At 49.5% G+C, this 26,153-nt stretch carries 24 protein-coding genes and 1 tRNA gene; 2 read left to right on the forward strand and 23 right to left on the reverse strand.

All coding sequences use genetic code 11. From position 1 onward, the window contains the following. Positions 1 to 5: 5 nt before the first annotated feature. The 22 genes from DU481_RS09635 to DU481_RS09740 form a co-directional block, all read right to left on the reverse strand. The gene (locus DU481_RS09635; protein ID WP_350134065.1) at positions 6 to 1,073 is read right to left on the reverse strand and encodes a peptidoglycan DD-metalloendopeptidase family protein; all 1,068 of its coding nucleotides are present in this window, start codon (positions 1,071 to 1,073) and stop codon (positions 6 to 8) included. 15 nt (positions 1,074 to 1,088) lie between these two features. Continuing rightward, positions 1,089 to 1,751 (reverse strand): protein-L-isoaspartate(D-aspartate) O-methyltransferase, encoded by a 663-nt coding sequence (locus DU481_RS09640; protein ID WP_350134066.1) that lies wholly within the window; start codon positions 1,749 to 1,751, stop codon positions 1,089 to 1,091. Positions 1,752 to 1,796: 45 nt separating this feature from the next. After that, positions 1,797 to 2,540: a 5'/3'-nucleotidase SurE gene (surE, locus tag DU481_RS09645; RefSeq protein WP_350134068.1), complete on the reverse strand. Its 744-nt coding sequence runs from the start codon at positions 2,538 to 2,540 to the stop codon at positions 1,797 to 1,799. 94 nt (positions 2,541 to 2,634) lie between these two features. Beyond that, positions 2,635 to 2,711 (reverse strand) — tRNA-Pro (locus DU481_RS09650). Between the two features lie 72 nt (positions 2,712 to 2,783). Further along, complete coding sequence (locus DU481_RS09655) at positions 2,784 to 3,164, reverse strand: MerR family transcriptional regulator (protein WP_350117098.1); 381 nt, start codon at positions 3,162 to 3,164, stop codon at positions 2,784 to 2,786. After that, a complete protein-coding gene (locus DU481_RS09660) occupies positions 3,142 to 3,450 on the reverse strand; it encodes an integration host factor subunit alpha (protein ID WP_090321981.1) in 309 nt (102 codons plus the stop codon). The genes DU481_RS09655 and DU481_RS09660 overlap by 23 nt, the downstream gene beginning before the upstream one ends. A 187-nt stretch (positions 3,451 to 3,637) precedes the next feature. Continuing rightward, the gene (pheT, locus tag DU481_RS09665) at positions 3,638 to 6,004 is read right to left on the reverse strand and encodes a phenylalanine--tRNA ligase subunit beta (RefSeq protein ID WP_350134070.1); all 2,367 of its coding nucleotides are present in this window, start codon (positions 6,002 to 6,004) and stop codon (positions 3,638 to 3,640) included. Positions 6,005 to 6,047: 43 nt separating this feature from the next. Next, positions 6,048 to 7,067 (reverse strand): phenylalanine--tRNA ligase subunit alpha, encoded by a 1,020-nt coding sequence (gene pheS, locus DU481_RS09670; RefSeq protein ID WP_350134072.1) that lies wholly within the window; start codon positions 7,065 to 7,067, stop codon positions 6,048 to 6,050. Positions 7,068 to 7,187: 120 nt separating this feature from the next. Continuing rightward, positions 7,188 to 7,547, reverse strand: coding sequence for a 50S ribosomal protein L20 (gene rplT, locus DU481_RS09675; protein ID WP_090321990.1), 360 nt, complete (start codon positions 7,545 to 7,547; stop codon positions 7,188 to 7,190). Between the two features lie 12 nt (positions 7,548 to 7,559). Further along, the gene (gene rpmI / locus DU481_RS09680; RefSeq protein WP_350134074.1) at positions 7,560 to 7,757 is read right to left on the reverse strand and encodes a 50S ribosomal protein L35; all 198 of its coding nucleotides are present in this window, start codon (positions 7,755 to 7,757) and stop codon (positions 7,560 to 7,562) included. Positions 7,758 to 7,846: 89 nt separating this feature from the next. Further along, positions 7,847 to 8,401, reverse strand: coding sequence for a translation initiation factor IF-3 (gene infC, locus DU481_RS09685; protein ID WP_502889939.1), 555 nt, complete (start codon positions 8,399 to 8,401; stop codon positions 7,847 to 7,849). A gap of 51 nt (positions 8,402 to 8,452) precedes the next feature. Next, positions 8,453 to 10,360, reverse strand: a complete 1,908-nt coding sequence (thrS, locus tag DU481_RS09690; protein ID WP_350134076.1) for a threonine--tRNA ligase — start codon at positions 10,358 to 10,360, stop codon at positions 8,453 to 8,455. Positions 10,361 to 10,451: 91 nt separating this feature from the next. Next, positions 10,452 to 11,207: a hypothetical protein gene (locus tag DU481_RS09695; protein ID WP_350134078.1), complete on the reverse strand. Its 756-nt coding sequence runs from the start codon at positions 11,205 to 11,207 to the stop codon at positions 10,452 to 10,454. A 158-nt stretch (positions 11,208 to 11,365) separates the two neighbouring features. After that, positions 11,366 to 12,058 (reverse strand): NapC/NirT family cytochrome c, encoded by a 693-nt coding sequence (locus DU481_RS09700; RefSeq protein WP_350134079.1) that lies wholly within the window; start codon positions 12,056 to 12,058, stop codon positions 11,366 to 11,368. Further along, positions 12,058 to 12,777 carry a cytochrome c-550 CycA gene (gene cycA, locus DU481_RS09705; RefSeq protein ID WP_350134081.1) on the reverse strand — a complete coding sequence of 240 codons (720 nt, stop codon included), beginning with the start codon at positions 12,775 to 12,777 and terminating at the stop codon, positions 12,058 to 12,060. The genes DU481_RS09700 and cycA overlap by 1 nt, the downstream gene beginning before the upstream one ends. A 97-nt stretch (positions 12,778 to 12,874) precedes the next feature. Continuing rightward, positions 12,875 to 13,867 (reverse strand): hydroxylamine oxidation protein HaoB, encoded by a 993-nt coding sequence (gene haoB, locus DU481_RS09710; protein WP_350134099.1) that lies wholly within the window; start codon positions 13,865 to 13,867, stop codon positions 12,875 to 12,877. 35 nt (positions 13,868 to 13,902) lie between these two features. Beyond that, positions 13,903 to 15,615, reverse strand: coding sequence for a multiheme c-type cytochrome (locus DU481_RS09715; RefSeq protein WP_121165764.1), 1,713 nt, complete (start codon positions 15,613 to 15,615; stop codon positions 13,903 to 13,905). A gap of 367 nt (positions 15,616 to 15,982) precedes the next feature. Beyond that, entirely contained in the window at positions 15,983 to 16,699 is a 717-nt protein-coding gene (locus DU481_RS09720) for a hypothetical protein (protein WP_350134083.1), read from the reverse strand. A 106-nt stretch (positions 16,700 to 16,805) separates the two neighbouring features. Further along, positions 16,806 to 18,080: a glycolate oxidase subunit GlcF gene (gene glcF, locus DU481_RS09725; protein WP_350134084.1), complete on the reverse strand. Its 1,275-nt coding sequence runs from the start codon at positions 18,078 to 18,080 to the stop codon at positions 16,806 to 16,808. Then, positions 18,081 to 19,154 (reverse strand): glycolate oxidase subunit GlcE, encoded by a 1,074-nt coding sequence (gene glcE, locus DU481_RS09730; protein ID WP_350134086.1) that lies wholly within the window; start codon positions 19,152 to 19,154, stop codon positions 18,081 to 18,083. It abuts the gene before it with no gap. A gap of 5 nt (positions 19,155 to 19,159) precedes the next feature. Next, positions 19,160 to 20,614, reverse strand: a complete 1,455-nt coding sequence (locus tag DU481_RS09735) for an FAD-linked oxidase C-terminal domain-containing protein (protein ID WP_350134088.1) — start codon at positions 20,612 to 20,614, stop codon at positions 19,160 to 19,162. 4 nt (positions 20,615 to 20,618) lie between these two features. Continuing rightward, positions 20,619 to 21,524 carry a 2-hydroxy-3-oxopropionate reductase gene (locus DU481_RS09740; RefSeq protein WP_350134089.1) on the reverse strand — a complete coding sequence of 302 codons (906 nt, stop codon included), beginning with the start codon at positions 21,522 to 21,524 and terminating at the stop codon, positions 20,619 to 20,621. 322 nt (positions 21,525 to 21,846) lie between these two features. On the opposite strand from DU481_RS09740, the gene DU481_RS09745 reads away from it, so the two are divergent. Both DU481_RS09745 and DU481_RS09750 read left to right on the forward strand, forming a co-directional pair. Then, positions 21,847 to 23,016, forward strand: coding sequence for a L,D-transpeptidase family protein (locus DU481_RS09745; protein ID WP_350134091.1), 1,170 nt, complete (start codon positions 21,847 to 21,849; stop codon positions 23,014 to 23,016). A gap of 70 nt (positions 23,017 to 23,086) precedes the next feature. Next, positions 23,087 to 24,082 (forward strand): isoaspartyl peptidase/L-asparaginase family protein, encoded by a 996-nt coding sequence (locus DU481_RS09750; protein WP_350134093.1) that lies wholly within the window; start codon positions 23,087 to 23,089, stop codon positions 24,080 to 24,082. A gap of 13 nt (positions 24,083 to 24,095) precedes the next feature. Here DU481_RS09750 and DU481_RS09755 read toward each other — a convergent pair whose 3' ends face one another. Then, the gene (locus tag DU481_RS09755; RefSeq protein ID WP_350134095.1) at positions 24,096 to 25,913 is read right to left on the reverse strand and encodes an adenosylcobalamin-dependent ribonucleoside-diphosphate reductase; all 1,818 of its coding nucleotides are present in this window, start codon (positions 25,911 to 25,913) and stop codon (positions 24,096 to 24,098) included. Positions 25,914 to 26,153 lie beyond the last annotated feature (240 nt).

A 26,153-nucleotide genomic window follows, 5' to 3' on the forward strand; every position in this document is an offset into this window, starting at 1 on the left:
GGCTATTACGATTGATTTGGTAAATATTGCAACGGATCAACCGGTTTTCCATGCTTACGGATTTCAAAATGCAGCTGGATCGTATCTGTATCGGTATTACCCATTTCCGCGATTTTCTGCCCTTTCACCACGGCCTCACCTTCTTTGACCAACAGCTTACTGTTGTGCGCATAAGCGCTCAGAAATGTATTGTCGTGCTTGATGATGATCAGGTTTCCATAGCCGCGCAGGCCATGACCGCTATAAACCACTTCGCCCGCCGCAGAAGCAAGAACCGGTTGCCCTGCTTGGCCGGATATTTTTACTCCTTTGGAATTCTTGGAAAAAGATGACAATAATTTTCCTGTTGTCGGCCAGATCCAATCGGCAACCAAACTGACCGCTTTATCGGATATTGATGATTCAGGCTGAGGAGCGACTTCAATTTTGGTATTTTTTTCTGCTACCGCGGATGCAGGCAGTATTGCGGGCGAAGGGCTATTGGCCGGATATTGTAATCGCGCCACATTCTGCTCTGAGAAAGGAAGTTTTAACGCTTTGGGACTGTTTTTTACCTTGCCGCTACTGACTGCTGGACTGCTTTCGGGAGGAATAGGAATAACCCGGTCAACTGGATTCTGCGCCGGTTCAAGCGTTACCGTTTCCGGTTGCTGCGGCAAGGCGAATAATGCCGGTTGCGAGCTTTTTGCCGGTATCGACAAATAAATTTTTTGCCCCGGTTTGATCGAATTTGGATCGGTAATATTATTCCATTCCGTCAATTTCTTGAAATCCACGCCATGATTAAGCGCTATTCCGTATAACGTATCCCCTTTCTGCACCGTATAGACTTGATTATCCGCATTGTTCGATTCGACTGGCTTCACAGGTTGTACCACATCGCTTTTTGCGCGATCGACTACCTGGACGGGAGGCTGTGTCGTACTACATCCAATCAACAGAAGACTGGCGCCGCACAACAAATAAAAATTGCTAGTGGGTAACTTTGACCGCTTCGGTAAAGAAAATATCGTAACCATATACTTGCAGATATCAGTAGTGTTGATCAGTTTGATCGTTGCATGATTTGCCATTTATACCTCGCGCCGCTATTTTTTTATGACTCCTGCCAGTAAAGGTACAAAATTCACTTCTTCCAATACCGTCTCGGCAAAACCTTGCGCATTCCGTTCAATAATGCATAAATGCTGCTTTTGGGTCCCCTTCGGGAAAACCATCCTGCCGCCGACTTCCAGTTGTTCCAATAACGAAAGTGGCACGTGCGTCGTCACTGCCGTCATGATAATACCATCAAAAGGCCCTGCTTCGGCAAGCCCAAGCAAACCATCCGCATGTTTTAAATAGATATTCCGGATCTGCAATTCTTGCAGCCGGATACGAGTGCGTGTCAGCAGCGGTCCAATCCGTTCTATCGAAAAAACCTTTTGCGCGATATGTGCCAGCACGGCAGTCTGATAACCACAGCCGGTGCCAATTTCCAGCACCTTGCCTAAACTTGAATTAGCGCGTAAGAGCTCGCTCATGCGCGCCACAATCCAAGGACTGGATATCGTTTGTCCGTAATTTATAGGTAAGGCAACATCTTCATAAGCTCGGCTTGCCAAGGCTTCTTCAACAAAAATATGACGAGGAATGTTACCCATCACGGATAAAACCACCTCATCCGCGATTCCTTGTGCACGCAAACGTTCAATCATGCGCATGCGTGTACGCTGCGAGGTCATACCTATTCCAGAATGACGAACATTCACCAATCAGTACCTATAAAATTTCAACTCTCTCGACATAACAAGCATTTAATTATTAAGCCAGCTTGTTATCAGATCCAACTGATCATAACGGGTGAGATCTATCTGTAACGGCGTTACCGAAACCCGATGATGCTGAACAGCATAAAAATCCGTACCTTTCCCAGCGTCTTGCGCCGGACCTGCCGCGCCCACCCAATATACGGTTTCACCACGGGGATTTTGCGATTTAATAACGGGTTCCGCTTTGTGCCGTCGCCCCAAGCGAGTCACTTCGATTCCTTGCAGTTGCTGATATTCGATATCCGGCACATTAATATTCAACAAAACGGAACTCTGAATTTCATTTTTTTTGAAACGTTCCACCATATCTACCGCAACACGTGCGGCGGCCAAATAATTCCCTCTGGACGCATCGACCAGAGATACAGCCAATGAAGGAATCCCCAGCAAAAAACCTTCTGTAGCCGCAGCAACAGTACCTGAATAAATCGTATCGTCACCCATGTTAGCGCCCTTGTTGATTCCGGAAACAATCATGTCCGGCATAATGTCGAGCATGCCGGTGACTGCCAAATGGACACAGTCAGTCGGTGTGCCATTGACATAATAGAAACCGCTATGGGATTTACGCAGACTTAATGGACGATCCAGTGTCAGAGAATTACTGGAACCGCTTCGATCTCTCTCGGGTGCAACGACTATGATTTCTGCAATTTGTGAGAGTGATTCAGCAAGGCAAGCAAGACCGGGAGCAAAATATCCATCATCGTTACTGAGTAATATGCGCATTTTTATGAAGTTATGAAAATCACTGGATAATCAAACGAACATTCGTGCACAGCAAACTCAGCATCTATCATATTTAAGTGGAAGCCCAATCAAGTGGTCGGGGCGAGAGGATTTGAACCTCCGACCACTTGCACCCCATGCAAGTACGCTACCAGGCTGCGCTACGCCCCGAGCGGGTAATTATAGCAAACAATACACGTGAACTTCAGAAACTCTTACTGAGAAAACATCACTTACTATCACTCATGCACGCAATTGCGACACAATACTCTGAATTTCACGCCGGATATAACTTAAATCCGTCATTGGAGGCTGCGAACTGGCAGTAATATCCTCCAGTGAAATCAATTCGCCTTCAGTGTGTTCCAAACGGTTACGCGCACCACTGATTGTGAATCCTTGATCATACAGTAGCTCTTTAATGCGCCGTATGAGCAATACTTCTTGATGCTGATAATAGCGGCGATTGCCACGGCGTTTTACGGGCTTTAATTGCGCAAATTCCTGTTCCCAATAGCGCAATACGTGCGGTTTGACACCACAAAGAACACCAACCTCCCCGATAGTAAAATATCGTTTGGCAGGGATCGGCAGCGGTGTATTACTTACTTTTTTGTTTTCCATGATAATTTTTCTCAACCAAAGCTTTTAACTTCTGGCTTGCATGAAATGTGACGACACGACGGGCAGTAATCGGAATTTCTTCCCCTGTTTTTGGATTCCTTCCCGGACGCTGAGGTTTTGCCCGTAATTGAAAATTACCGAATCCTGAAAGTTTTACTCCCTCACCATTTTGTAAAGCGGTACGTACTTCTTCATAAAAAGACTCGACCATATCCTTGGCTTCACGTTTATTAAGCCCTACATTTTCAAACAATAAATCTGCTAATTCAGCCTTTGTTAATGCCATACTTCACTCCAGTTAGTTATTAATTTTATAGCTATAAATTCATCTATATTAGAATTATTAAGCAGTAACACTTTTACTTTAAATAAAAAGAGATTAATAACTTATCTCATACAATCAGTTTTTACGGAATCGATCCATAAACAATCAATACCAAATAAAATATCGACACATAGGAAATAGAAATGCATCAATTGCGCAATGTGGCTGAGAATTTATTCTTCAATATTTCTACTATGCTTGCCACCGCAGAGTCAGCCTCTTCATCGGTCAATGTTTTCTCAGTATCTTGTAACAACACCCGGAATGCAAGACTTTTTTTGCTGTCGTCCATCCCCTTGCCGCGATAAATATCGAACAAAGAAAAGTCCGACACTATCGCTGATTTTCCCGTATTTATCGCATCGAGCAGGGAATGCACAGTAACGTCATTATCGACCATAATTGCAATATCGCGCCGTACAGGTGGAAATTTAGAAATTTCTTTAACCGCTGGTAACGACTTAGACATCAAACTGCCTGATTCCATCTCAAATAGTATAGTGTTTCTTTGTAATCCATATTTCTTTTGCCAACGCGGATGCAATTCGCCTAACCATCCAATCGGTTGATCATCAGCCAAGATTTGCGCGGATTTCCCCGGATGCAATGCCGGATGAGCAAATTTCCTAAAATAGAGAGCTTTACCTTGGCACAAAGCTTCTATATCTGCTTTGACATCATAAAAATCGACACCTCTCGCCGTTATTCCCCACTGTTCCGGCACTATATCGCCATAGCTTAATCCGGCAAGCTTTTCCACTTGTTTACAGTCGCTTTCATCATCCCTGATAAAACAGCAGCCAATCTCGAATAAACGTACTCTAGCTTGCTTTCGGTTCAAATTAAATTGCAAATTGGAAATCAAGCCGCCTATCAAGCTACTCCGCATGACGCTCATTTGACTCGCAATTGGGTTTTGTAATGCGATTGGTTTACTGTTATTGACCAAGTCAAGTTCCCAATCGGCATCGACAAAAGCATAATTAATAACTTCCTGATAATCGCGTGCTATTAACGACCGTTTTATGTCTATTGTGGAATATTTTGTTTCGGATGCCGGAAGCATCGCCATTCCACCATACGGGAAATGCACCGGAATCTGGTCATAACCATAAATCCGCGCCAGTTCCTCTATAAAGTCCTCTTCAATCGCTAAATCGAAACGATAACTTGGTGGTGTCACATTAAAGGCATCTTCATTCACTAAAAATTCAAACCGTAAGCGGTTAAAATAATCAATGACTTGCTGTTTTCCGATATCAATACCCAATACTCGTTTGACTCGTTCAACACGTACATGAACAAGCGATCGCTGCGGCAGTTCATGCTTGATCTCAGTCACCGGCCCCGCCCTACCGCCACAAATCGTTTGTATCAGATGAGTCGCATATTCCAGCACATCTCTCGTGGCTGCAAAATCCACTCCGCGCTCAAACCGATAAGCCGAATCCGAGCTGAATCCCAATTGAAAAGATTTACCGCTAATCGTATCCGGGCTAAAAAACGCGCTTTCCAGAAAAATATCCGTCGTGCCCTGGGTTACTCCGCTATCCAATCCGCCCATGATGCCAGCCAGTGCCAGCGGTCTTTGTTCGTCGGCAATTAGTAACATTCCAGAATCAAGGTCAATTTGATTACCATTCAGTAATTGCATTTTCTCATCCCGACCTGCATATCGGACTTGGATGTTCCCCTTAATTTTGGCAAGATCAAAGGCATGCATAGGCTGCCCGGTTTCCAGCAATACATAATTGGTAATATCGACGATGGGATTTATCGACCGCAGCCCGCTGCGTTCCAGACGCTGAGTCAGCCATAATGGCGTTAGCGCATTGAGATTGATATCCCGCATAATGCGGCCGCAGTAAAGCGGACACGCGCCGGAAGCCATGACCTGTACAGCCAGTGTATCGTTTATTTCTTCCGCACTAGGTTTTCTCTCCAGCAAGGAGAATTCGGCCGATGTTATTGCCGCAACCTCACGCGCCACGCCCAATACACCCAGACAATCCGCCCTGTTTGGTGTCAGCTTTAACGTGAAAACATGGTCGTCAAGCTCATAATAACCGCGAAAATCCATACCCACAGGTGCGTCACCAGGAAGCAATAACAAACCATCCGTAGCATCACTGATGCCTAATTCCTTAGCCGAACATAACATGCCGGCTGATTCGATTCCGCGCAGCCTTGATTTTTTGATGGTGAAACCCGGCAAAGTTGCGCCAATCATTGCGCAAGGGACTTTTACACCGGCGCTTACATTGGGTGCACCACACACAATTTGCAATACATCTTCCTCGGCTTTTCCAGTTTTGACTTTACAGACTTTGAGCCGATCAGCTTCCGGGTGTTTTTCGACAGCCAGCACCTCGGCCACAATAACCTTATCAAAGGTGGCCCCTACCGGTTCAATACTTTCCACCTCGATGCCGGCCATGGTCAGTGCATGTGCAAGCTCGGTACTGGAAAGCGGCGGATTAACAAAACTGCGTAGCCAGTTCTCGGAAAATTTCATAAGATTAAGTTGTTATTAACGATGATGAGTAAATCAATCAGATTCAATTGAATTGTTTGAGAAAGCGCAAATCATTTTCAAAAAACAACCGCAAATCATTTACACCGTATCTGAGCATTGTCAATCGCTCGACTCCCATACCAAAGGCGAATCCGATATATTGCTCGCTATCAATTGCCACATGTTTTAATACATTGGGATGAACCATGCCGCATCCCAGCACTTCCAGCCAGCCGGTATGACTACAAACACGGCACCCCTTTCCATTACACATCACACAACCTATGTCCATTTCCGCTGAAGGCTCGGTAAAGGGAAAAAAGGACGGACGGAAGCGCACGGGTAAATCATCCCGTTCAAAGAATTGCGCCATGAAATTTGCCAAAACGCCTTTCAAAGCGGAAAAATTGGCATTTTCATCAATCCATAAACCTTCCACCTGGTGAAACATGGGTGTGTGCGTCACATCGGAATCACACCGGTAAACACGCCCTGGCGCGATCACCTTAATTGGCGGTTTGTTATTCTGCATATAATGAATCTGTACTGGCGACGTATGCGTGCGCAGCAAATTGCCATTATCGATGTAGAATGTGTCGTGCATTGCCCGTGCGGGATGATTTTCAGGGATATTCAGCGCCGTGAAGTTATAGAAATCGGTTTCTATTTCCGGCCCCGAAACCACATCAAATCCGATCGAGTGGAATAATGTTTCAATCCTCTGCAGCGTTTTTGTCACCGGATGTAAACCGCTGACTCCGCATCCTCTACCTGGCAAGGTAATATCCAGAGCTTCCTCGGTTAATCTAGCTTCCAGCTCTTTCTCTTGAATTGCATGACGGCGGAATTTAAGCGTCGCTTCCAGCCGGTTCTTTGCTTCATTGATCTGACTTCCCATTGCGGGACGTTCTTCAGCAGGCAACTTACCCAATCCTTTGAGCAACTCAGTCAGCACACCGCTTTTACCGAGATATCGCGCTTTAACATTTTCCAGCTCGGCAGGGTCTTCGATGTTATCCATCTGGCTTATTGCTTCAGTGATAATTTCTTCCAAGTTTTTCATGTCAACAAGAGCATTAAGATTAAATAACAACTACCCTATCGTTCCACTTCACAAGATTCACAAGAAAAAGGGAGGCTCAGGTTTTACCCGACCTCCCAATATCTATTGGTTTACATCCAATTATGTAGTAAGACTCGCTTTTGCTTGTGCTGCAATTTTCTCAAAAGCGCTTTTATCGAATACGGCCAAATCGGCCAGGACTTTTCGATCAACTGCAATACTTGCTTTCTTAAGACCATTCATAAATACGCTGTATGACAAACCGCATTCACGAGCAGCTGCATTGATCCGCGCAATCCATAATGCACGAAACTGTCTTTTACGTTGACGGCGGTCCCGGTAAGCATACTGGCCGGCCTTCATAACCGCTTGTTTGGCTATACGATAAACATTCTTACGACGTCCGCGATAACCTTTGGCTAAATCTAATATTTTCTTATGCCGCGCATGAGCGGTTACACCACGTTTAACTCTTGGCATGATCTTCTCCCTTTATGCGTACGGCATCATAGCGCGAACCGAAGCTTCATTCGTGGCATGCACAGCAGCAACACCTCGCAGTTGACGCTTATTTTTGGTGGTTTTCTTAGTCAAGATGTGGCGTTTAAAAGCTTGCGAGCGTTTGACACTCCCGCTCGCTCTAAACTTGAAGCGTTTTGCCGCTCCACTTTTAGTTTTCATTTTAGGCATAAATACTCCTCTTTGATATGAAACCAGGTGTTCTCACGATTGAGAAACTTTACCAACCTGGAGATCACTTATTTTTACACTCAACTGCTCTACGATACTTCGGACGAATCTTCCGTTGATACTTTTGCTTTATCGGTTTTGGTATCTTTCTTTTTAGGAGACAATACCATTACCATTTGCCGCCCTTCCATCTTAGGAAATTGCTCCACTATTGCAAATGCTTCCAGATCACCTTTTACACGTTCCAGCAAACGCATACCGAATTCCTGATGCGCCATTTCACGTCCGCGGAATCGCAATGTCACTTTAACTTTATCTCCTTCATGCAAGAAGCTAATTAAGTTCCTAAGTTTTATATTGTAATCCCCTTCATCCGTATTCGGTCTGAACTTAATTTCTTTAATTTGCACTTGCTTTTGCTTGATTTTCGCATCGTGCTTCTTTTTACTTTCTTGATAACGAAACTTACCATAATCCATCAAGCGGCACACTGGCGGCTGCGCAGTTGGCGCTATTTCAACCAGATCAACCCCCGCTTCTTCCGCCAAGGCATTTGCTTCAGCAAGTGTCACAATACCGATTTGCTCCGCATTCACACCAATCAAACGAACTTCTTGCACATCAATTTCTTGGTTGATGCGCACTGATTTTTCCTGAGCTATGGTAAATTCTCCAAGAGTAATTTATAAAGAAATTTATACTTTTGCAGACAGTTCTTCATTTAGATGCACAAGCAATGTTTCTAGCGTCATCTGACCCAAATTATCGCCTGCGCGATTGCGCACTGCCACTGTATTCGTGCGTACCTCTTCGTCCCCGACTATAATTTGATAGGGAAGCTTCTGCAAGCTATGCTCGCGGATTTTATAGGTTATCTTCTCATTTCTCAAGTCCAAGGTGACTCTAATGCCATGCCGCTCCAATTGTGCAGCTACTTCCTGGGCATAATCGGTTTGTGCACGAGAAATATTGAGCACGACAACTTGTTCGGGTGAAAGCCACAAAGGTAGTGCACCCGCGTAATTCTCCAATAATATGCCGATAAATCTTTCCATGGATCCCAAAATGGCCCTATGCAACATCACAGGTATCTGCCTTGAATTATCTTCTGCGACGTATTCTGCCCCTAGACGATCCGGCATGGAAAAATCCAGTTGCAGTGTACCGCATTGCCAAACCCGTCCAATACAATCTTTTAACGAGAACTCAATTTTCGGGCCATAAAACGCACCTTCGCCAGGCTGCAATTCCCATTCAAGCTTAGCTTCAGTTAATGCCGCTTTCAGTGCTGCTTCCGATTTATCCCATTGCGCTTCCGATCCGACACGCTTTTGCGGCCGGGTCGAAAGTTTAACCATCAATCCTTTAAAGCCAAAATCAGCATAAACACCCTTTAGCAGATCGATAAACCTCACCACTTCATCTTGTATCTGATCTTCCGTACAAAAAATATGCGCATCGTCTTGAGTAAACGAACGTACTCTCATGATACCGTGCAACGCTCCTGATGCTTCATTGCGATGACAAGAACCGAATTCCGCCAATCGTATCGGAAGCTCTCGATAGCTCCGCAAGCCTTGATTAAATATTTGCACATGACCGGGGCAATTCATCGGTTTGATAGCAAAATCACGTTCGTCCGCATGAGTGGTAAACATATTCTCGCGAAAGTTTTCCCAATGTCCTGAACGAACCCATAAATCCTTATCCAAAATTTGTGGCGTGCGAATTTCCTGATAGCCATTTTGCTTCAGTATATTTCGCATATATTGTTCAATCTGCTGCCACAACATCCAGCCTTTAGGATGCCAAAATACCATGCCAGGCGCTTCATCTTGCGTATGAAACAAATCCAGCTGTTTGCCAATTTTGCGATGATCTCTTTTTTCCGCTTCTTCCAAGCGATGCAAATAATCTTTCTGATCATCCTTATTGGTCCACGCAGTTCCATAAATGCGCTGCAGCATTTCATTATTGGAATCACCACGCCAATACGCACCTGCGACTTTCATCAGCTTAAAAACTTTTATTTTCGATGTAGCCGGAACATGCGGTCCTCGGCACAAATCGGTAAAATTGCCCTGAGAATAGAGTGATAAATCCTCATTGCCTGGTATCGACTCAATGATTTGCGCTTTGTAGTGCTCCCCCTGACCCTTGAAAAAATTGATCGCATCCGTACGTTCTAAAACTTTTCGTTCTATCTTTAAATCGCGCTTACTGATTTCCAACATGCGTTTCTCGATTGCTTGCAGATCTTCCGGTGTAAATGGCCGTTTATAAGAAAAATCATAATAAAAACCATCTGAAATCACGGGGCCAATAGTAACCTGCGCGTCTGGAAATAATTCTTTTACCGCATGCGCGAGTAAATGCGCACACGAGTGCCTGATAATCTCCAATCCTTCAGCATCTTTCTCCGTAATAATAGCGAGTTCACTATCATCTTTAATCTGACTATAAACATCGACGAGCCTTCCATTAATTTTTCCAGCAATAGCCGCTCGAGCGAGGCCTGGCCCTATGGACGTAGCCACGTCTAATATCGTTACGGGTTGATCAAAATTACGCTCAGATCCATCTGGCAAACGCACAACAGTCACAGAAATTCCTTCCAAGTAATCAGATGATTTATTGAATATCCAGTCTTAATTGCTACCATTCAATTCATTCATGTTTTTTTGTGATAACAGGCTACTTTATAAATGACGTTTTATACCAGCTATTCATTTTTTGCAATCCGTTTAGAATTTTTGGCGAAAATCCGATTGCTACCGCATCAACAAGACAATACCAGGCAGCGACACCACTCGGCGGATTCCCTTGTGTCCAATTAAAAACCGGCTCTATGGACGCCCACTTCCATGTACCGGCTGCTGTCCCCACGACTTCTAGCCAAGTGCAAATGAAAAATGCACCCAGATATACCATCGGCGATCGCCCTTTGAAAAGACAGATAACAAAAATACAAAACAAAAACGCACCAACCTGATCTCCTTGTTCAGGAATACCACTGATTCCCCACAACGACCATAGACCACCGATTGCGATTACAAATACCGCTAACTTCCTGGCATTAACCAGGAAAAATCTTGAGCGCGAAAGGGCAACCGCTGTCAGATAAACCATGCCATGACCAGGTGGGACATAAAACGGCACATTTCCAAACCGATAGGTATAGCCTTCCATATAAATCGATGCGAAGTGTTCTCCGGCAGTTGCAAACGCCACTGCAACGACAACCTGCATTCTTACTTCTCTATTTTCACCGATCAGCAGCCCAAACAGAAAAATCCAGGCGATCACACCCAGCAAATTCTGCATTTCTTTACTTGCGCTTCCGTCAATCACCAGACTGACTCCAACACAAAAGAAAGTAAAACCCGCAATAAAATAATCTCTAATTCGATGCGGATAATCAATATTTGGTTTTGGAAAATGATTCAACATCTTTTTAAAAAACCTTACTGTAACAAAAAGCCCGCCATAGGCGGGCTACTGAATTTCCATAAATATGCGGCATTTGCTTGTACTTACCAATATATATCTGCAAACGCCTTGATATGCCTTACATAGTTTATTATTACTTCAACGAAGTGTGACGATAATTACTCTTCATCCTCATCTTCATCCTCACTCTGGGCTTCTGTGCTGTCTGATGAACCGCCAGCAGATCCTTCACCCTCGTCTTCTTCCTCGTCTTCGTCTTCTCCACTACCACCGTCATCTTCTTCCTTCACCAAAACCAGCTTGCCAGCTTTCAAGCTCGCATTCAAGTCGGTCTTCGGTACTTCTTCATGCACCAGGTTCTGATGGCAGTCTATACATGTCGCACCTTCCGTCTTCATCTTCTTGTGCGCTTCCTGCGCGTCCGCTCCCGGTGGATTCGGGTTCTTATGGCAGTCACGGCAGGTGATACTGTCCCATTTCTTCAGGTTCATCCGCGCATCGTGCGCCATGATCAACCGGCGTTCGTTAAACTTCTCCAGCGTCGAGTAATCATTCATCAGTTCTAAGTACAATTCTCTCGCGCCATCTACTGCGTGGCTATACACCGCTAAGTGGAAGTTCTTGAACCCTTGCGGTATATGACAATCTTTACAACTAGGATTAACACCCAACGCGCCATAGTGCGTCGATTGTCTTAGTTCCGTTTGCGTATAGGTCATCGAGTGACAGCTGGTGCAGAATTCTTCGGTCGAGAGTGCTGCTTCCCCGCCAAATACAACCGCTACCAGTACGATGCCCAGCAAGCCGCCTGTCAGCAGTGTGCCTATCGCTCCTTTTTGTATGCCTGTCATTACTCTTTTCCTTTATCTTTTTTGTCCCCTGTCTTTTCCTTTGCACTGGCTTGGAATTCGTCATGGTACTTGAATTTAGGTTCGCCTACGAAGGTGCCGTCCAGTTTGTAATGTTCGTGCATCGCTTTGACGTCTTTGACCATCTTGTCAAAGTTAAAGGTGTATTTAGGGTCTACTGCCGGGGTGAATGGGGTGTAAGGGGCTTTTGCGCCTTTCCAAGGTGAACCTTCGTAGTTCAAATGGCATGCTGCGCAGGCTTCTTCAAAGTGGAAGTCTTGGCCTTTGTCGGCAACCACTTTGCGTTGTGTGGTGGTGCCTTTGCTTTCAAACGCTTGCCCGGCTTTGCGGTGATCGCCTCGATAGTTCTTGCCAGGTCCGTGGCACGATTCGCAGCCTACTGCCGCCAGGGGTTTCTTGGCTGTTTCTATGGTGTAGCCGCCTTTCTTGCCAAATCCGTCTACGTGGCAGCCTACACAGTCTTTGTCTTGGGTATAGTCTTTTTCCGGATCCAGTTTGGCTTTAACTTTGGCTTCTTTGCGTGTGCCTGGTTTTAGCGATTCCATCGCTTTGGCGTGCGCGGTGTCTTTCCAGGATTTGGCTTGCGATTTGTGGCAGGAGCTGCATTTCGCGCGTCCTTCAAAGGTGTCCGCTATCGCCGTGCCTGAAAAAAATGCGACTGTTGCCAGAACAGCCAGTATATAGGTTATTGGGTGTTTCATCCTTCCTCCTTTATGCTCTTTTAATTCAAGTTTTTGATGGCTCGTATTGTACGCTATCGCCGCTTTGTGTAAATGGCTATTTCGCTGGTGTTTCCGTTTACGGTAGCCGGTATACCCAGTAGCCGCCTTGTTGATAGATCAGTTGCGCTACGTCCAGTTCCGTCGGGGCTTTTTTGTCTACAAACGGTAACATCCTCGCCAGTAGGGTTTGGCTGCTCTTTTCGTCACTCAGGAAGAATACTCTGATTTCTTCGTCCGCGACCGATTGCAAGGTGTAGGTGTCAAAGTCGTTTTCCTTCAGTTGCACTTTCATCTGGTTGATCATGCCGTGCATGTTGCCGGTCATCGGGAAGTTCTGGAACGCTACGCCGATTCTGTCGGGGTACATGAGTCCTACCTTGTACAGGTCGGTGACGTGTACGATGACATAAGTTTCCCGGTCTGAGCCTACCAGTTCCCGCAGTTGCTTCACGCCTTCTTCCGCCGGTGCGGTCAGGGCTTCGCTGAAACGTTTGAATTGTTCCCGTTCTTTTTGACTGGCTTTGCTTCCCCAGAATTGTTTTTCATAGGCTTGGATTGCTTCGCTTTGTTCTAGCCAGGGGACCGGTATCATCAGCGGTTCGTTCAGGTGGCTGGTAAAGAGTGTGTCGTTGCCGGTGAGCAGCTTGATTTGCCGCGATGTGTCCCACCATGAGAGTATCAGGGCGTCTTTCGGGGCGTGCTTGGCTATCGCCGCAGCCAGGGTGCTGAGTTCCGATGGTTTGCGGTCAAAGTTGTAGAGTATTTCGTTGGTGCTGTTCTTCCAGTAAATCAGTACCGGTGCTTCATCTTTTTGTCTTGCGACGATGAATTCGGCGATGGGTTTGGCTACGCCGTCCGCTTGTACTTTATATTGGCTTAGCTTTAGTTCCGGCCAGCCCGACAGGTCCATTTTGCTGAACTTTTGGCTGTCGCCTTCCGCAACGAGTTGATATTGATAGGGGGCCGGTACCGGTTTAAACCATAAGTAAGCAAACCAGCCCAATAAAAGCAAACCTCCCGTCACTAGGATGATTCCTAATGACGGGAGTAGCTTGTCTGACGATCGCACTGCCTTGGCAGTGCGATCTTCCGCTTTAGCGCTTATCAAGCTTCGCTTTGTTTACGTTTGCGCCAGCCTGCCAGTGCCAGTGTTCCGGCTAGCAGCATGCCACCGCCTAAACCGCCCAGAGAGATTTTCTCTGCTGTGCCGTCTAAGTCGAGTAGACTGGTTTTCTTGCTTTCAAGATTTTTAACACGTTCTTGCAGTGCAACCATTTCACGGATGCGGGTGTTTTCGTCTTGAATTTCAACATAAGCGCGGTTGATCGGACCCCAGCCTTCGGTGTAGGTCCAGCCGCCCGGGTTAACGTGCGCCAGGCCTACGTGCATCTTGGCCAGGTCGTTTTCATGCATTTCCAGCACTTTCAGTTCGATGGCTGCAGGGCTGTTGCCTTTCGACCAGAACAGTTGGGCAAAGTAGGCGTAGCCTTCTTTTTCCGGTGCAGGTGGTGCAGGACGGTTGGTTTTTTGACCAGTCAGCAGGCCTTCTTTGTACAGTTGATGTACGATTGCATTAGCTTCTTGGTATTTAGCCAGTCCTTCCAAAGTACCTTTGTCCATCAGGTCGAGGTAGGAGCGGGCAAAACGTTCCGAGTGGCATTGGGTACAAGTGACTACCCATGAGTCCAGACGTTTTTCCGACCATTCGCTTTTGATGTTTTCCGCAATTCCAGGAACAAACGGGTAGTTCGCCCAGCGGATTTTCCTGACCATGTTGTGGCTATATTCGCCTTCATATTCCATGTGGCAGCCGGCGCAGGTTGGTGCGTTTTGTCCACCTACTGCATAGGCGTCTTTCAGCGGTGCTTCCCAGTTCCATTGGTTGCCCAGCATCGATACCATCTTGCCGTGCTTGGACATCGAGTACGCTTCCCAGTTGTTGTGGTCTACACCGCTGTGACAGGTTGCGCAAGCTTCCGGTCTGCGGGATTCCGCTGCTGAGAATTCGTGACGAGTGTGGCATGAGTCACATTTGTTTTGGTTGGTGTGGCACATCGAGCAGCCTTCGGCTACTTCGCGTTGTGGCATCGCTGCCCATACGGTGGTTTCTACGTTGGCTTTGTAGTCCAGTGCGTGCGATGGACGTCCATCCGGCCATTGGTCGTGCGGCCAGATCATCGTGTCGCGTTCTGATTCACGTTCCGCAAATTCTGCCAAGTGACAGGTGCCGCATACGTCGGCTGTCGGCATTCTGATGTCTTTGGTGTGGTCGGCTTTTTTCTTCGCGCCAATGTCTACGTGACAGTCTATACAGCCAACTTCTTTCAGGTTCTCGCCTTCAGCCAGTCTGCCCATCGAACGTAGGTTCTTTTCGACCTCTTCCAGTTTGGCTTTCTTGTAAAAAGTAGGCTCGCCCGGTTTCAGGTTGCGCACTTTGTCCAGGTTCGCATGGCTGCTTCTCTTCCATGCTTGTACCCATACCGGTGATTCGTCGGTGTGGCATTCCACGCATTCTTTGCGGCTTGCTACTTCTTTGTTCGTGGTTGGTGATTTGTAAAATGTCGCCGGATCCAGGTAAATTCCGTACGGAATCGGTTCCCAGTATTGCGCCAGTGTGCCGCGTCCCGCTCCTTGCGCAGGATCTTTGTAGCGCTTCACGAGCGCTTCGTGCAGTTCCTTCGGCGTTACTTTCGCACGGTCCAGTTTCAACGCTTCATACAGTTCGTTCGGTACGCTCGGTATGTCAGCTTGAGCCGCTCCTATCAGCAACCCTCCTAACAGTACCGCTACTATCCTCGGCCATAGCTTGCCTTTCATCTCTCTCTCCTTTGGTTTTCCATAAGTTTCTTCCTTGCCTCTTCTTTACTTTGCTCTTCTTCTTGTTCTCTACCGCTATGGATACCCCTCATACATCCAGCACCCAGAGCTTTTACTTCCTCAATCCATCCGGTTCCCTCTGCCCGCACAGCTTCCCAAAACACAGGCAGGTAGCCTCCCCTAGACTACTTAGTCACCTCACCACTGTCAAGGGATTTTAGCTGACATGGTAACGTAGGAATAATTGGTATTAATCTTATCCGCTGATTTTGATTCAAAAAATCAAATTGCACTGCTTGATTCAACCACAACCTAAGCAGCGCAATAGCGTAATCCGGCTTCCACCAATAAAAAGCCTGACCTCAGTTTACGCTGAAGCTTCAGATGCCTTTTTGCGACGCACAAAATAGAATGCAGCGCCGCCGCCAGCAACTAGGACTAATACAGCAATTTCCATCACGCCAAGACCGCCGCCATGACTGCCATGACCGCCACCTTTACCAACGCCTAATGGAATTTTAACGATTGTTTTGACATTGCCTGCGTCATCTTTTCTTTCCAGTTGTACTGCGTACTGACCTACTTCCTGAATATTGGCAGCTACCACAATAATTCCGGAGCTATGCTTTTGAGCAGGCATATAAACAAGACCATGTTCTGCAGCAGCATGTCCTGCGTGCTCGTCATGATTCATTCCTTCGTGTCCTGCATGATCGCCGGCATCCGCTGCTTTTTGCTCCGCCGGTGCAGCTGGCTTGGCACCATGGCCTTCATGCCCATCCTTAACCAAGCGAACTGCCAAAGGAATTTCGCGTGCTTCATGTGGTAATTCAATGGTCAAATTCACCTTGCCGGTATTTGGCAGATTCTCGCAGAATGAATGCATCGGTGGTATGCCGCCTTCCGGTACTTCGTACGCGCTGAATGTCACCGGAAATTCACCGGTTTTGATCGTACAACCGCCAGCATCGTGATGACCTTCGTGAGCGAGCATTAACTGCGCATACGACGGTAGCGCTATAAAAGATGCCAATACTGCACCACCAAATTTTGCTACCCAACTACTTTTAGAAACTACCTTCATATTTTCTCCAATTGATTATCTATATGCCTGTTACTCATTTATGTATGCCCAGAAATTTCGCCCGAACAACTTAGCCAAAGGATTGTATAACAAAAAATTTAGAATATTAATCGAAATGAAAACTTTTCGCCGGTCTGCTGTCGGATAATCGCTCATCCAGAAGCTCAATCCAGTGCTTGACTGATAATGTGGTGCCGGTCTGCAAATGCATCAAACAACCGATATTCGCAGTGGCTATCTGATCGGGTTTACCCGATTCCAGTGCTGTCACTTTATTTTTCAGCAGCTGCTGCGACAGCTCCGGTTGCAGGATTGAATAAGTACCCGCCGAGCCGCAGCACAGATGCGCATTGGGCACAGCCGTCAAATCAAAACCGGCGCTGTGCAGAATTTTCTCGACCACGCCGCGAATCTGCATGCCGTGCTGCAACGTACAGGGAGAATGAAACGACAATTTAGTCTTTCCAGCATCAACACGCTGCTGAGCGAGCAATTGCTCAATCTTATCCAATTCCGCATGAACGATTTCACCAATGTCCTTGGCAAGCGCCGAAACCTTAGCGGCTTTCCCGGCATAAACCGGATCATGCTGCAAAAAATGTCCGTATTCTTTCACGGTCACGCCGCAGCCGCTGGCAGTGACCACAATTGCATCGACTTCACCCTGCTCCACCCATGGCCACCAGGCATCGATATTACGGCGCATGTAATCGAGTCCGTCCTGCTGCGCATTCAGATGGAAAGCCACGGCGCCGCAGCACCCGGCATTCTCAGCTTTCATTAACGAAATGCCCAGATGATCCAGTACACGCGCGGTGGCGGCATTAATGTTAGGCGCCAATGACGGTTGCACACACCCCTCCAACACCAGCATTTTCCGTGCATGACGCGACTCAGGCCAGGCTTTGGCGGAACTGAGTTTAGGTGGAATTTTTCTTTTTAAACTCTGCGGCAAAAACGGCCGCACAAGCTGACCTGCCTTGAACAAAGTATTAAATACCCAAGCATTGGGCAACACTTTACGCAACGTAAAACGCAACACTTCCGATTGCGTGTCGCGTTTCACTTGTTGTTCAACCATAGCGCGGCCGATATCGATCAAAGCGCCATAGCGCACACCGGACGGGCACGTCGTCTCGCACGCGCGGCACGTCAAACACCGGTCCAGATGCAATTGGGTTTTCTGTGTAACCGGCTGTCCTTCAAGCATCTGTTTCATCAGATAAATACGCCCGCGCGGACTATCCAGCTCATCGCCCAGAATCTGATACGTCGGACAGGTTGCCAAGCAGAAACCGCAATGCACGCAACTGCGCAAAATGGCATCGGCTTCCTGGCCTTGTGGAGAATTTTTTATAAAATCAGCAAGCTTGGTTTGCATTTAAATCTCGGAATAGAGTCGCCCGGGATTGAAAATCCCTGATGGATCAAATTTCTCTTTCAGCGCGCGATGGATTTTCATCATGCCGGAAGGTAAAGGATGGAATACGGAAATACCTGATTTATTATGGCGAAACAACGTGGCATGACCGCCCGCTTCTTTCGCGGCGGCACGAATAGCTTCAGCGTCTTCTCCGCCATCAGTGCTCAGCCAGCGCAAGCCGCCATTCCATTCCAACAACTTTTTCCCTGTCAACAATAAAGGCGGTGTTGTTGATTTGATCGATAAACGCCACAGCGGTTTGTCCGGCTGGAAAAAGCCGTGCGTATGTTCACGCACCGATCGCCAAAAAATCTTATCATCTGCCAGCGTTTCTCCACCCAATTTCACTTGGGCCGCGCGTACTGCCGGTTCAGCGCCGGAAAGTCTGACAAATAACTGACCATCGGTAAAACAAGTTGCGGAAACCGGCAACGGTTTACCCGCCCATTGGTTCATTTTGTCAATCGCAGCCGCTTCATCCATAGCCATGCACAGCGTCGCTTCAACAGCGGGTTTGGGTAAGACTTTCAGCGAAACTTCGAGCAATACGCCCAGCGTGCCCATCGATCCCGCCATCAACCGGGAAACATCGTAACCGGCGACATTTTTCATCACCTGTCCGCCAAAATGCAAATCCTCACCTTTCCCATCAAGCATGCGCACACCCAACACAAAATCACGCACACTACCAGCCGCAGCACGGCGCGGACCAGATAGCCCCGCAGCAACGCATCCGCCTAAGGTAGCCGTCGCACCGAAATGCGGTGGTTCAAATGCCAGCATCTGGCCATGCCGGTCAAGCTCGGCTTCCAGATCGGCCAGCCGCGTTCCGGCGCGTGCGGTAATAACCAGTTCGGTCGGCTCGTAATCCACGATGCCGTTGTAATCGTTCATATCCAGCAACATGCTGTTTTGTTCTGCTGCCGGATTACCGTAAAAATCCTTGGTGCCGCCACCGCGTATTCGCAGCGGGGTTTTAGATTCAGCCGCGGCGAGAATAACTGTCTGGTATTGATCAACCGTGGTCTGCATGGCATTCAAAAACGCGGCAATTCTGCAAATTTTTGCTCACCACGATGCACATGCATCGCGCCCATTTCCGCGCAACGGTGTAATTCAGGCACAGCCTTGCCCGGATTGAGCAAACCCACCGGATCGAACGCCGCTTTCACGGCATGGAACATGGCCAGTTCTCCGGCTCCGAATTGTGAACACATCTGATTGATTTTCTCCATCCCCACGCCATGCTCTCCGGTAATCGTGCCACCGGCATGAATGCACATTTCCAGTATCTTGCCGCCGAATTCCTCGGTTCTTTCCAACTCACCCGGCTTGTTCGCATCGTACAAAATCAGCGGATGCAAATTGCCGTCCCCGGCATGAAAAACGTTCATGCAGCGCAATCCATATTCTTGTGAAAGTTCTTCAATGCCGCGCAGCACATCGGCCAGACGCTTACGCGGAATGGTGCCGTCCATGCAGTAATAATCCGGCGAAACCCGGCCCGCCGCAGGAAACGCCGCTTTACGCCCGGCCCAGAATTTGAGCCGCTCGGCTTCATTATTCGACGTACTGATGTTGGTCGCGCCGCTTTGCTGCATGATGGTATAAATTCGCCGGATCTCATCCGCCACTTCCTCGGTGCTGCCGTCCGATTCGCATAATAAAATCGCCTCGGCATTCAAATCATAACCGGCGTGCAGAAATTCCTCCACCGCATGGATCGTGATCTTATCCATCATTTCCATACCGGCAGGAATAATGCCCGCGCCGATGACATTCGCCACCGCACTGCCCGCTTTCTGCACATCATCGAACGCCGCCATCACCAATTGTGCTTTTTCCGGTTTGGGAATCAGCTTGACGGTGATCTCCGTGACGATACCCAGCATGCCTTCGGAACCGGTCATCAAGGCCAGCAAATCATAGCCCGCGCTATCCAGACTGTCGCCGCCGATTTCCAGGCACTCGCCGTCGATCGTCAGTACCCGCAATTTGAGAATATTGTGCACGGTCAGGCCGTATTTCAGGCAGTGCACGCCGCCGGAATTCTCCGCGACGTTGCCACCGATTGAACAAGCGATTTGCGACGAAGGATCGGGTGCATAGTACAAACCATACGCCGCCACCGCTTCGCTGATCGCCAGATTGCGCACGCCGGGCTGCACGCGCGCTGTGCGCGCCAGCGGATCAATGGCGATAATCTGCTTCAGTTTCGCCAGTGACAACAAAACACCTTGCGCATGCGGCAATGCGCCGCCCGATAAGCCGGTGCCCGCGCCGCGCGCCACCACGGGTGTTTGAGTCGCGTAGCAAAGTTGCAAGACCTTGATGATTTGTTCTTCCGTTTGCGGCAAGACAACGATCATCGGCAATTGCCGGTAAGCGGACAAACCGTCACATTCGTACGGTTTCAAATCCTCGGCTTCATGCAACACCGCGTCGGGCGGCAAAAAAGACCGTAGTTGGTTGACAAGTTGTTGAGCAGACATGCGATTATTCTGAGTGTTTTTTAATTTCGTGGTTGGCCAGTTTTTCCAGCATCTTAACGATGGCGGAATTATCCCATGTTGCGCCGCCGTGCGCGAGACAAGCGGAAAACAATTCGCGCACCGCCGCCGTTGTCGGCAGGCTCACGCCCAATTCCGCAGCGCTTTGCAACGCGATGTTCAAATCCTTGTGATGCAGTTCGATGCGAAATCCCGGCTCGAAACGCCGTTCGATCATACGCTGCCCATGCACTTCCAATGCTTTCGATGCGGCAAAACCGCCCAGCAACGCTTGCCGCACCTTGGCCGGATCGACCCCGGCTTTGGACGCGAACAACAACGCTTCGCCCACCGCTTCGATTGCCGAGGACACCACGATCTGGTTGGCGACTTTGCACACCTGCCCGGCACCGACATCGCCGATATGCGTCACCGTTTTCCCCATCAATTCCAGTACTGGTTTGATGGTTTCAAACACCGCCGCACTCGCACCCGCCATGATCGTCAGCGTAGCATTCCGCGCCCCCACATCGCCGCCGGAAACCGGCGCATCGGCGTAATCATGCCCGAGCGCATTCAGCCGCACGGCAAATTCGCGCGTCGCCAGCGGCGAAATCGAACTCATGTCAACGACGATCCGCTTCCGGTCAGGATCGGCTTGCAACCCCTCGGTCACGCCATCTTCGCCAAACAACACCTTCTCCACATCCGGCGTATCCGGCAGCATCGTGATGACGATATCCGCATGCTGCGCGACCTTATTGGGCGACGATAACGCACTGCCGCCCAGTTCGACCAACTCAGTCGGTACGCCGCTGCGCGAGTGTAAAAACAGGCGGTGCCCGCCTTTGATCAAATGCCCCGCCATGGGCTTGCCCATGATGCCGAGACCGATAAAACCGATAGTGGTCATTTTTTATAAATGTTGATTGGTCAAAATTTCAAACCGATGGTGGATGACGTTGCGCTGATCCGCCCTCCCCACTGTTTTTTAATTCGGCAATCATACTGGCAATCGATTTTGCCGGGCAAAAAATGTGCGGATGACAATTCAAAATTACTGCATGAATTTACAGTTCTGGCAGCGATCAGCGTATTCCCAGACTTTCATTCGATACTTTAAATTGCAGTAGAAATACTCTGATTTGACATGATTAATGGTTGTGCCATCGTGAGAAATCTTGTAAATTGACTGTCATCGATCACATCGAATCTTTATGATCCTGTTGATTCCTATGAATAAAAAATCAATATCGTTACTCCGCGTCAGCCTCGTCTTCGGCTTTTGCGCCGGTCTTTTGCTGCTGAGCGGTTGCCAGTCGCTACCGACGCAACAAGCGGCTTCACCGGCTCCAACAATCAAGCCATTGCCCATTCCGGTTGCTAGTCACGAATTCAGTTTCGATGCCGCGCGCGACGATGTCGTCGGCACTTTGCAAGTCATTACCGCCGGTAAAGACGACACGTTGTCCGACATCGCGCGGCGTTTCAATCTGGGTTACGAAGAAATTGTCAGCGCCAATCCCGGCGTCGATCCGTGGCTGCCGAAAGCGGGCACGAAAATCATCATCCCCACGCAATTCGTGCTGCCGGATGCGCCGCGCCAAGGCATTGTCATCAATCTCGCCGCGATGCGGTTATTTTATTACCCCAAAACCAAGCCCGGTAAATCGCAGCGGGTGATCACGCATCCGGTCGGCATCGGCCGGGTAGAATGGAAAACACCCGAGGGAATGACGCGCGTCGCTTCGAAAGTCGAAAATCCGAGCTGGATTCCTACGCCTTCCATCCGCCGGGAACACGCCAAAAATGGCGACCCGTTACCGGCCGTGGTACCGCCCGGGCCGGATAATCCGATGGGTACGCATGTGTTGAAACTGGATTGGCCGAGCTACGCCATTCACGGTACCGATAAGCCGCCCAGCATCGGCCTGCGCGGAAGCCACGGTTGCCTGCGCATGTACCCGGAAGATATTGTGTACATCTACCAGAATGTCCCCGTCGGCACGCCGGTTCGCATCGTCAATCAACCGCGTTTGCTCGGCTGGCGCGATAACAAGCTGTATCTGCAAGCGTATTCCATCTTGGAAGACGACAAACGCAATCACGCCAACCTGTTCAAGAAATCGTTAACTGCGGTGCGCGCAACACCGAAAGGTAAACGCGATGGGCGGCGTCAGGCCAAAATCAATCAAGCTCTGCTGGATGAAACGATCCGCACGCCGCGCGCCACCGCCACGCCGGTCACGCAGCCGCAACTGACGCTGCAAGCCTATCTGGATCGCGCCACGCGCGTGCAGAACACCCTGCCGTTCAATGCCACCTGGGATGGCGACATGAGCAGGCAGCTCACGGCAAACGATGTATTGGAAATGGCGAACGAGGAATCCACCCGGGTTCGATAGCAACGGCCATCATCCCCCGTAAATCACACGTTAAACGGCAGGGGCGATAGCGTCCCCGATTCTGTCACTCATGACAACACAAATATCCAGCACACCCGACGATCATTCACCCATCCGCCTCATCATTCACGGCGGCGCGGGCGCGATCAACCGCAATCGCCTGACTACGGAACGCGAACAGGCTTACCGGCAAGTGCTGGCAGAGTCGCTAACCGCCGGTCATGCCGTGCTCAAAGCGGGCGGCAGCAGCGTTGATGCGGTGATTGCCGCGGTTGTGGTCATGGAGGATTCGCCGTTGTTCAATGCCGGTAAAGGCGCGGTGTTCAGTCACGAAGGCCGTAACGAACTGGATGCGTCGATCATGGACGGCGCTACGCGCATGGCGGGCGCGATTGCCGGGGTCACCACGATCCGCAACCCGATCCGCGCCGCGCATACGGTCATGACGCAAAGCAAACATGTGATGCTGATCGGCCAAGGCGCCGAGACTTTCGCTGCCGAACATGGCATGGAAATCGTCGATCCTTCTTATTTCTATACGCAGCACCGCTGGGATCAGCTGAAAAAAGCCATCGCGAAAGAACAGGTGGTGCGCGATCACGACATGGATTCCGGCACACTGTTGCCCGATGGCGATGAGAAGCACGGCACTGTCGGCGCCGTGGCACTAGACCGATATGGCAATCTGGCCGCGGGTACTTCGACCGGCGGACTCACGAACAAGCGCTACGGGCGCGTCGGCGATTCACCCATCATCGGCGCAGGCACTTACGCGGACAATCGCTCGGTCGCGGTATCCGCAACCGGCAGCGGCGAAATGTTCATCCAAACCGCAGCGGCGTTTAATACGGCGGCACAGGTGCGGTTGCAGCAAATTCCACTCGCCGAAGCTGCCGACCGTACGCTCGCGGAAGTCGCCGCGCTCGGCGGCGACGGCGGTTTGATCGTACTGGATGCGCAAGGCCGCTTTGCGATGCGTTTCAATACCAGCGGCATGTTCCGCGGCAGCATCGGGAACGATGGTATTGCGCGGACAGGTATTTTTTCGGACGATCCAGATTTTTAGTGTTATCGGGCGCTTAGTCCGGTTCCCGCTCCAGACCGCAGCAATGCGGGGCTGCATGTTCCGTATCTGGTTTATGCAAAATTTCACCGGTCACCGCGTTGGGCCGGAACGTGGTGCATCCCTTCAAGCCGAGATCGTAAGCTTGTCGATAAAGATCGAGAAAAGCCGCGAAGTCGTAATCCGCTGGAACATTGATCGTCTTGGAAATCGCTTGATCAACACACGGCTGAATCGCCGCTTGCATGCGCAAATGCTCGGCCGGTGTCAGTTCGTGTGCCGTAACGAAAGCCGGTGGCAAATCAACACGCGTGCGGTCTTTGCGCCATAAAGCAGCGGCATAATCAGTCACCGCATAATCCGCATAACAGCCATCGCGCTTCAGTACTCGGCGCGCGTAGTCACTGTCAAATACCGGTTCAAGCCCACTCGAAACATTGTTAGCCAGCAAGCTGATGGTACCCGCCGGAGCGATGGCGATCAGATGACTGTTGCGGATGCCGTATTGCGCGATGCCTTCACGGATGGATTCCGGCAACGTCCGCACAAAAGCACCGGCCAGGTATTTTTCTTTATCGAACAACGGAAACGCACCCTTCTCCCGCGCCAGTTTTATTGAAGCCTGATAAGCCGCGTGACAGATATGCTGCATGGCAAGCTGCGCGATTTGCACTGCTTCGATGCTGCCGTAGCGGATTTGCAGCATGATCAGCGCATCGGCCAAGCCCGTCAGCCCCAAACCGATCCGCCGAGAGCGATGCGCCTGTTCAGCCTGATTGGGTAAGGGAAAATGCGAAATGTCGATGACATTATCCAGCAGCCGCACAGCAGTTGCGGCTGTCGCGCAGATGCCTTCCAGATCGAGCCGCGCTTGCGGGGTAAAAGGATCGCGCACGAATTGCGTGAGGTTGATCGAACCCAGATTGCAAGCACCGTACGACGGCAGCGGCACTTCGCCGCACGGATTGGTGGCTTGAATCGTTTCGCAGTAATACAGATTATTCAGCCGGTTGATGCGGTCGATGAACAACACACCCGGTTCGGCGTAGTCGTAGTTGGCCTGCATGATTTTCTGCCATAACGTACGCGCCCGGATGCGTTTGTACACCCTGCACGGCATCGCATCGTCATAACCTGACCAGGCGCGCATGAGCAGCTCGCCACCGGTTTCACCTTCGTTCGCAGGGAAAACCAGCGGCCAATCTTCGTCGCGGCTGACGGCGGTCATGAACGCATCGCTGACAAGCACGGAAACATTAAAATGCCGTAACTGACTGCGATCCTGCTTGGCGGCGATGAATTCCTCGATATCCGGATGATCGCAGCGTAACGTGCCCATCATCGCACCGCGCCGCGCGCCGGTCGACAGGATAGTCGCGCACATGCTGTCCCAGATGCGCATGAACGAAACCGGCCCGGAAGCCACCGACCCCACACCGGCGGCTGGCACACCACGTGGCCGCAACGTCGAGAAATCATAACCAACCCCGCCACCCTGCTGCATCGTCAACGCGCCTTCCTTGAGCGCATCAAAAATGCCATCCATCGAATCGGCGATCGTTCCCATCACGAAACAATTGAACAACGTCACCTGGTGCGCAGTGCCAGCTCCGGCCTGAATCCGCCCGCCGGGGAGAAATTTAAAATCGCGCAGAATGCTGTAAAAACGCGCTTGCCAATCAGTCGGATCCTTTTCCGGCGCGGCTAGCGCCTTCGCGACACGCTGCCAGGTATCTTCGATGCAGGCGTCCAACGCGATACCGTGCTCATAGTAGCGGTATTTGGTGTCCCAGATGTGTTGGGCGATGAGGACGGTGAAATGGGGTTCGTTCATGGTTCTATTGGGCTGTTCTATTTGACAACAAGCGACTTTGTTGACAGTGTAGATTCTGAATCGATCTGGATACATGTATGTGTAAGAATTCCTAGCGTTGTTTACAGTATTCAGGAGAATACTGTAGATGAACATACACAAACGCACTCGCTTAACATTATTGGATCGTCAGGAAATCTGGCAGCTTTATCAAACCCGGCTATGGAAGGTAGCGCACTTGGCGGAACGCTTCCACGTCAG

Origin of the sequence: Nitrosomonas sp., assembly GCF_040240425.1 — a bacterium.
Classification (GTDB): domain Bacteria; phylum Pseudomonadota; class Gammaproteobacteria; order Burkholderiales; family Nitrosomonadaceae; genus Nitrosomonas.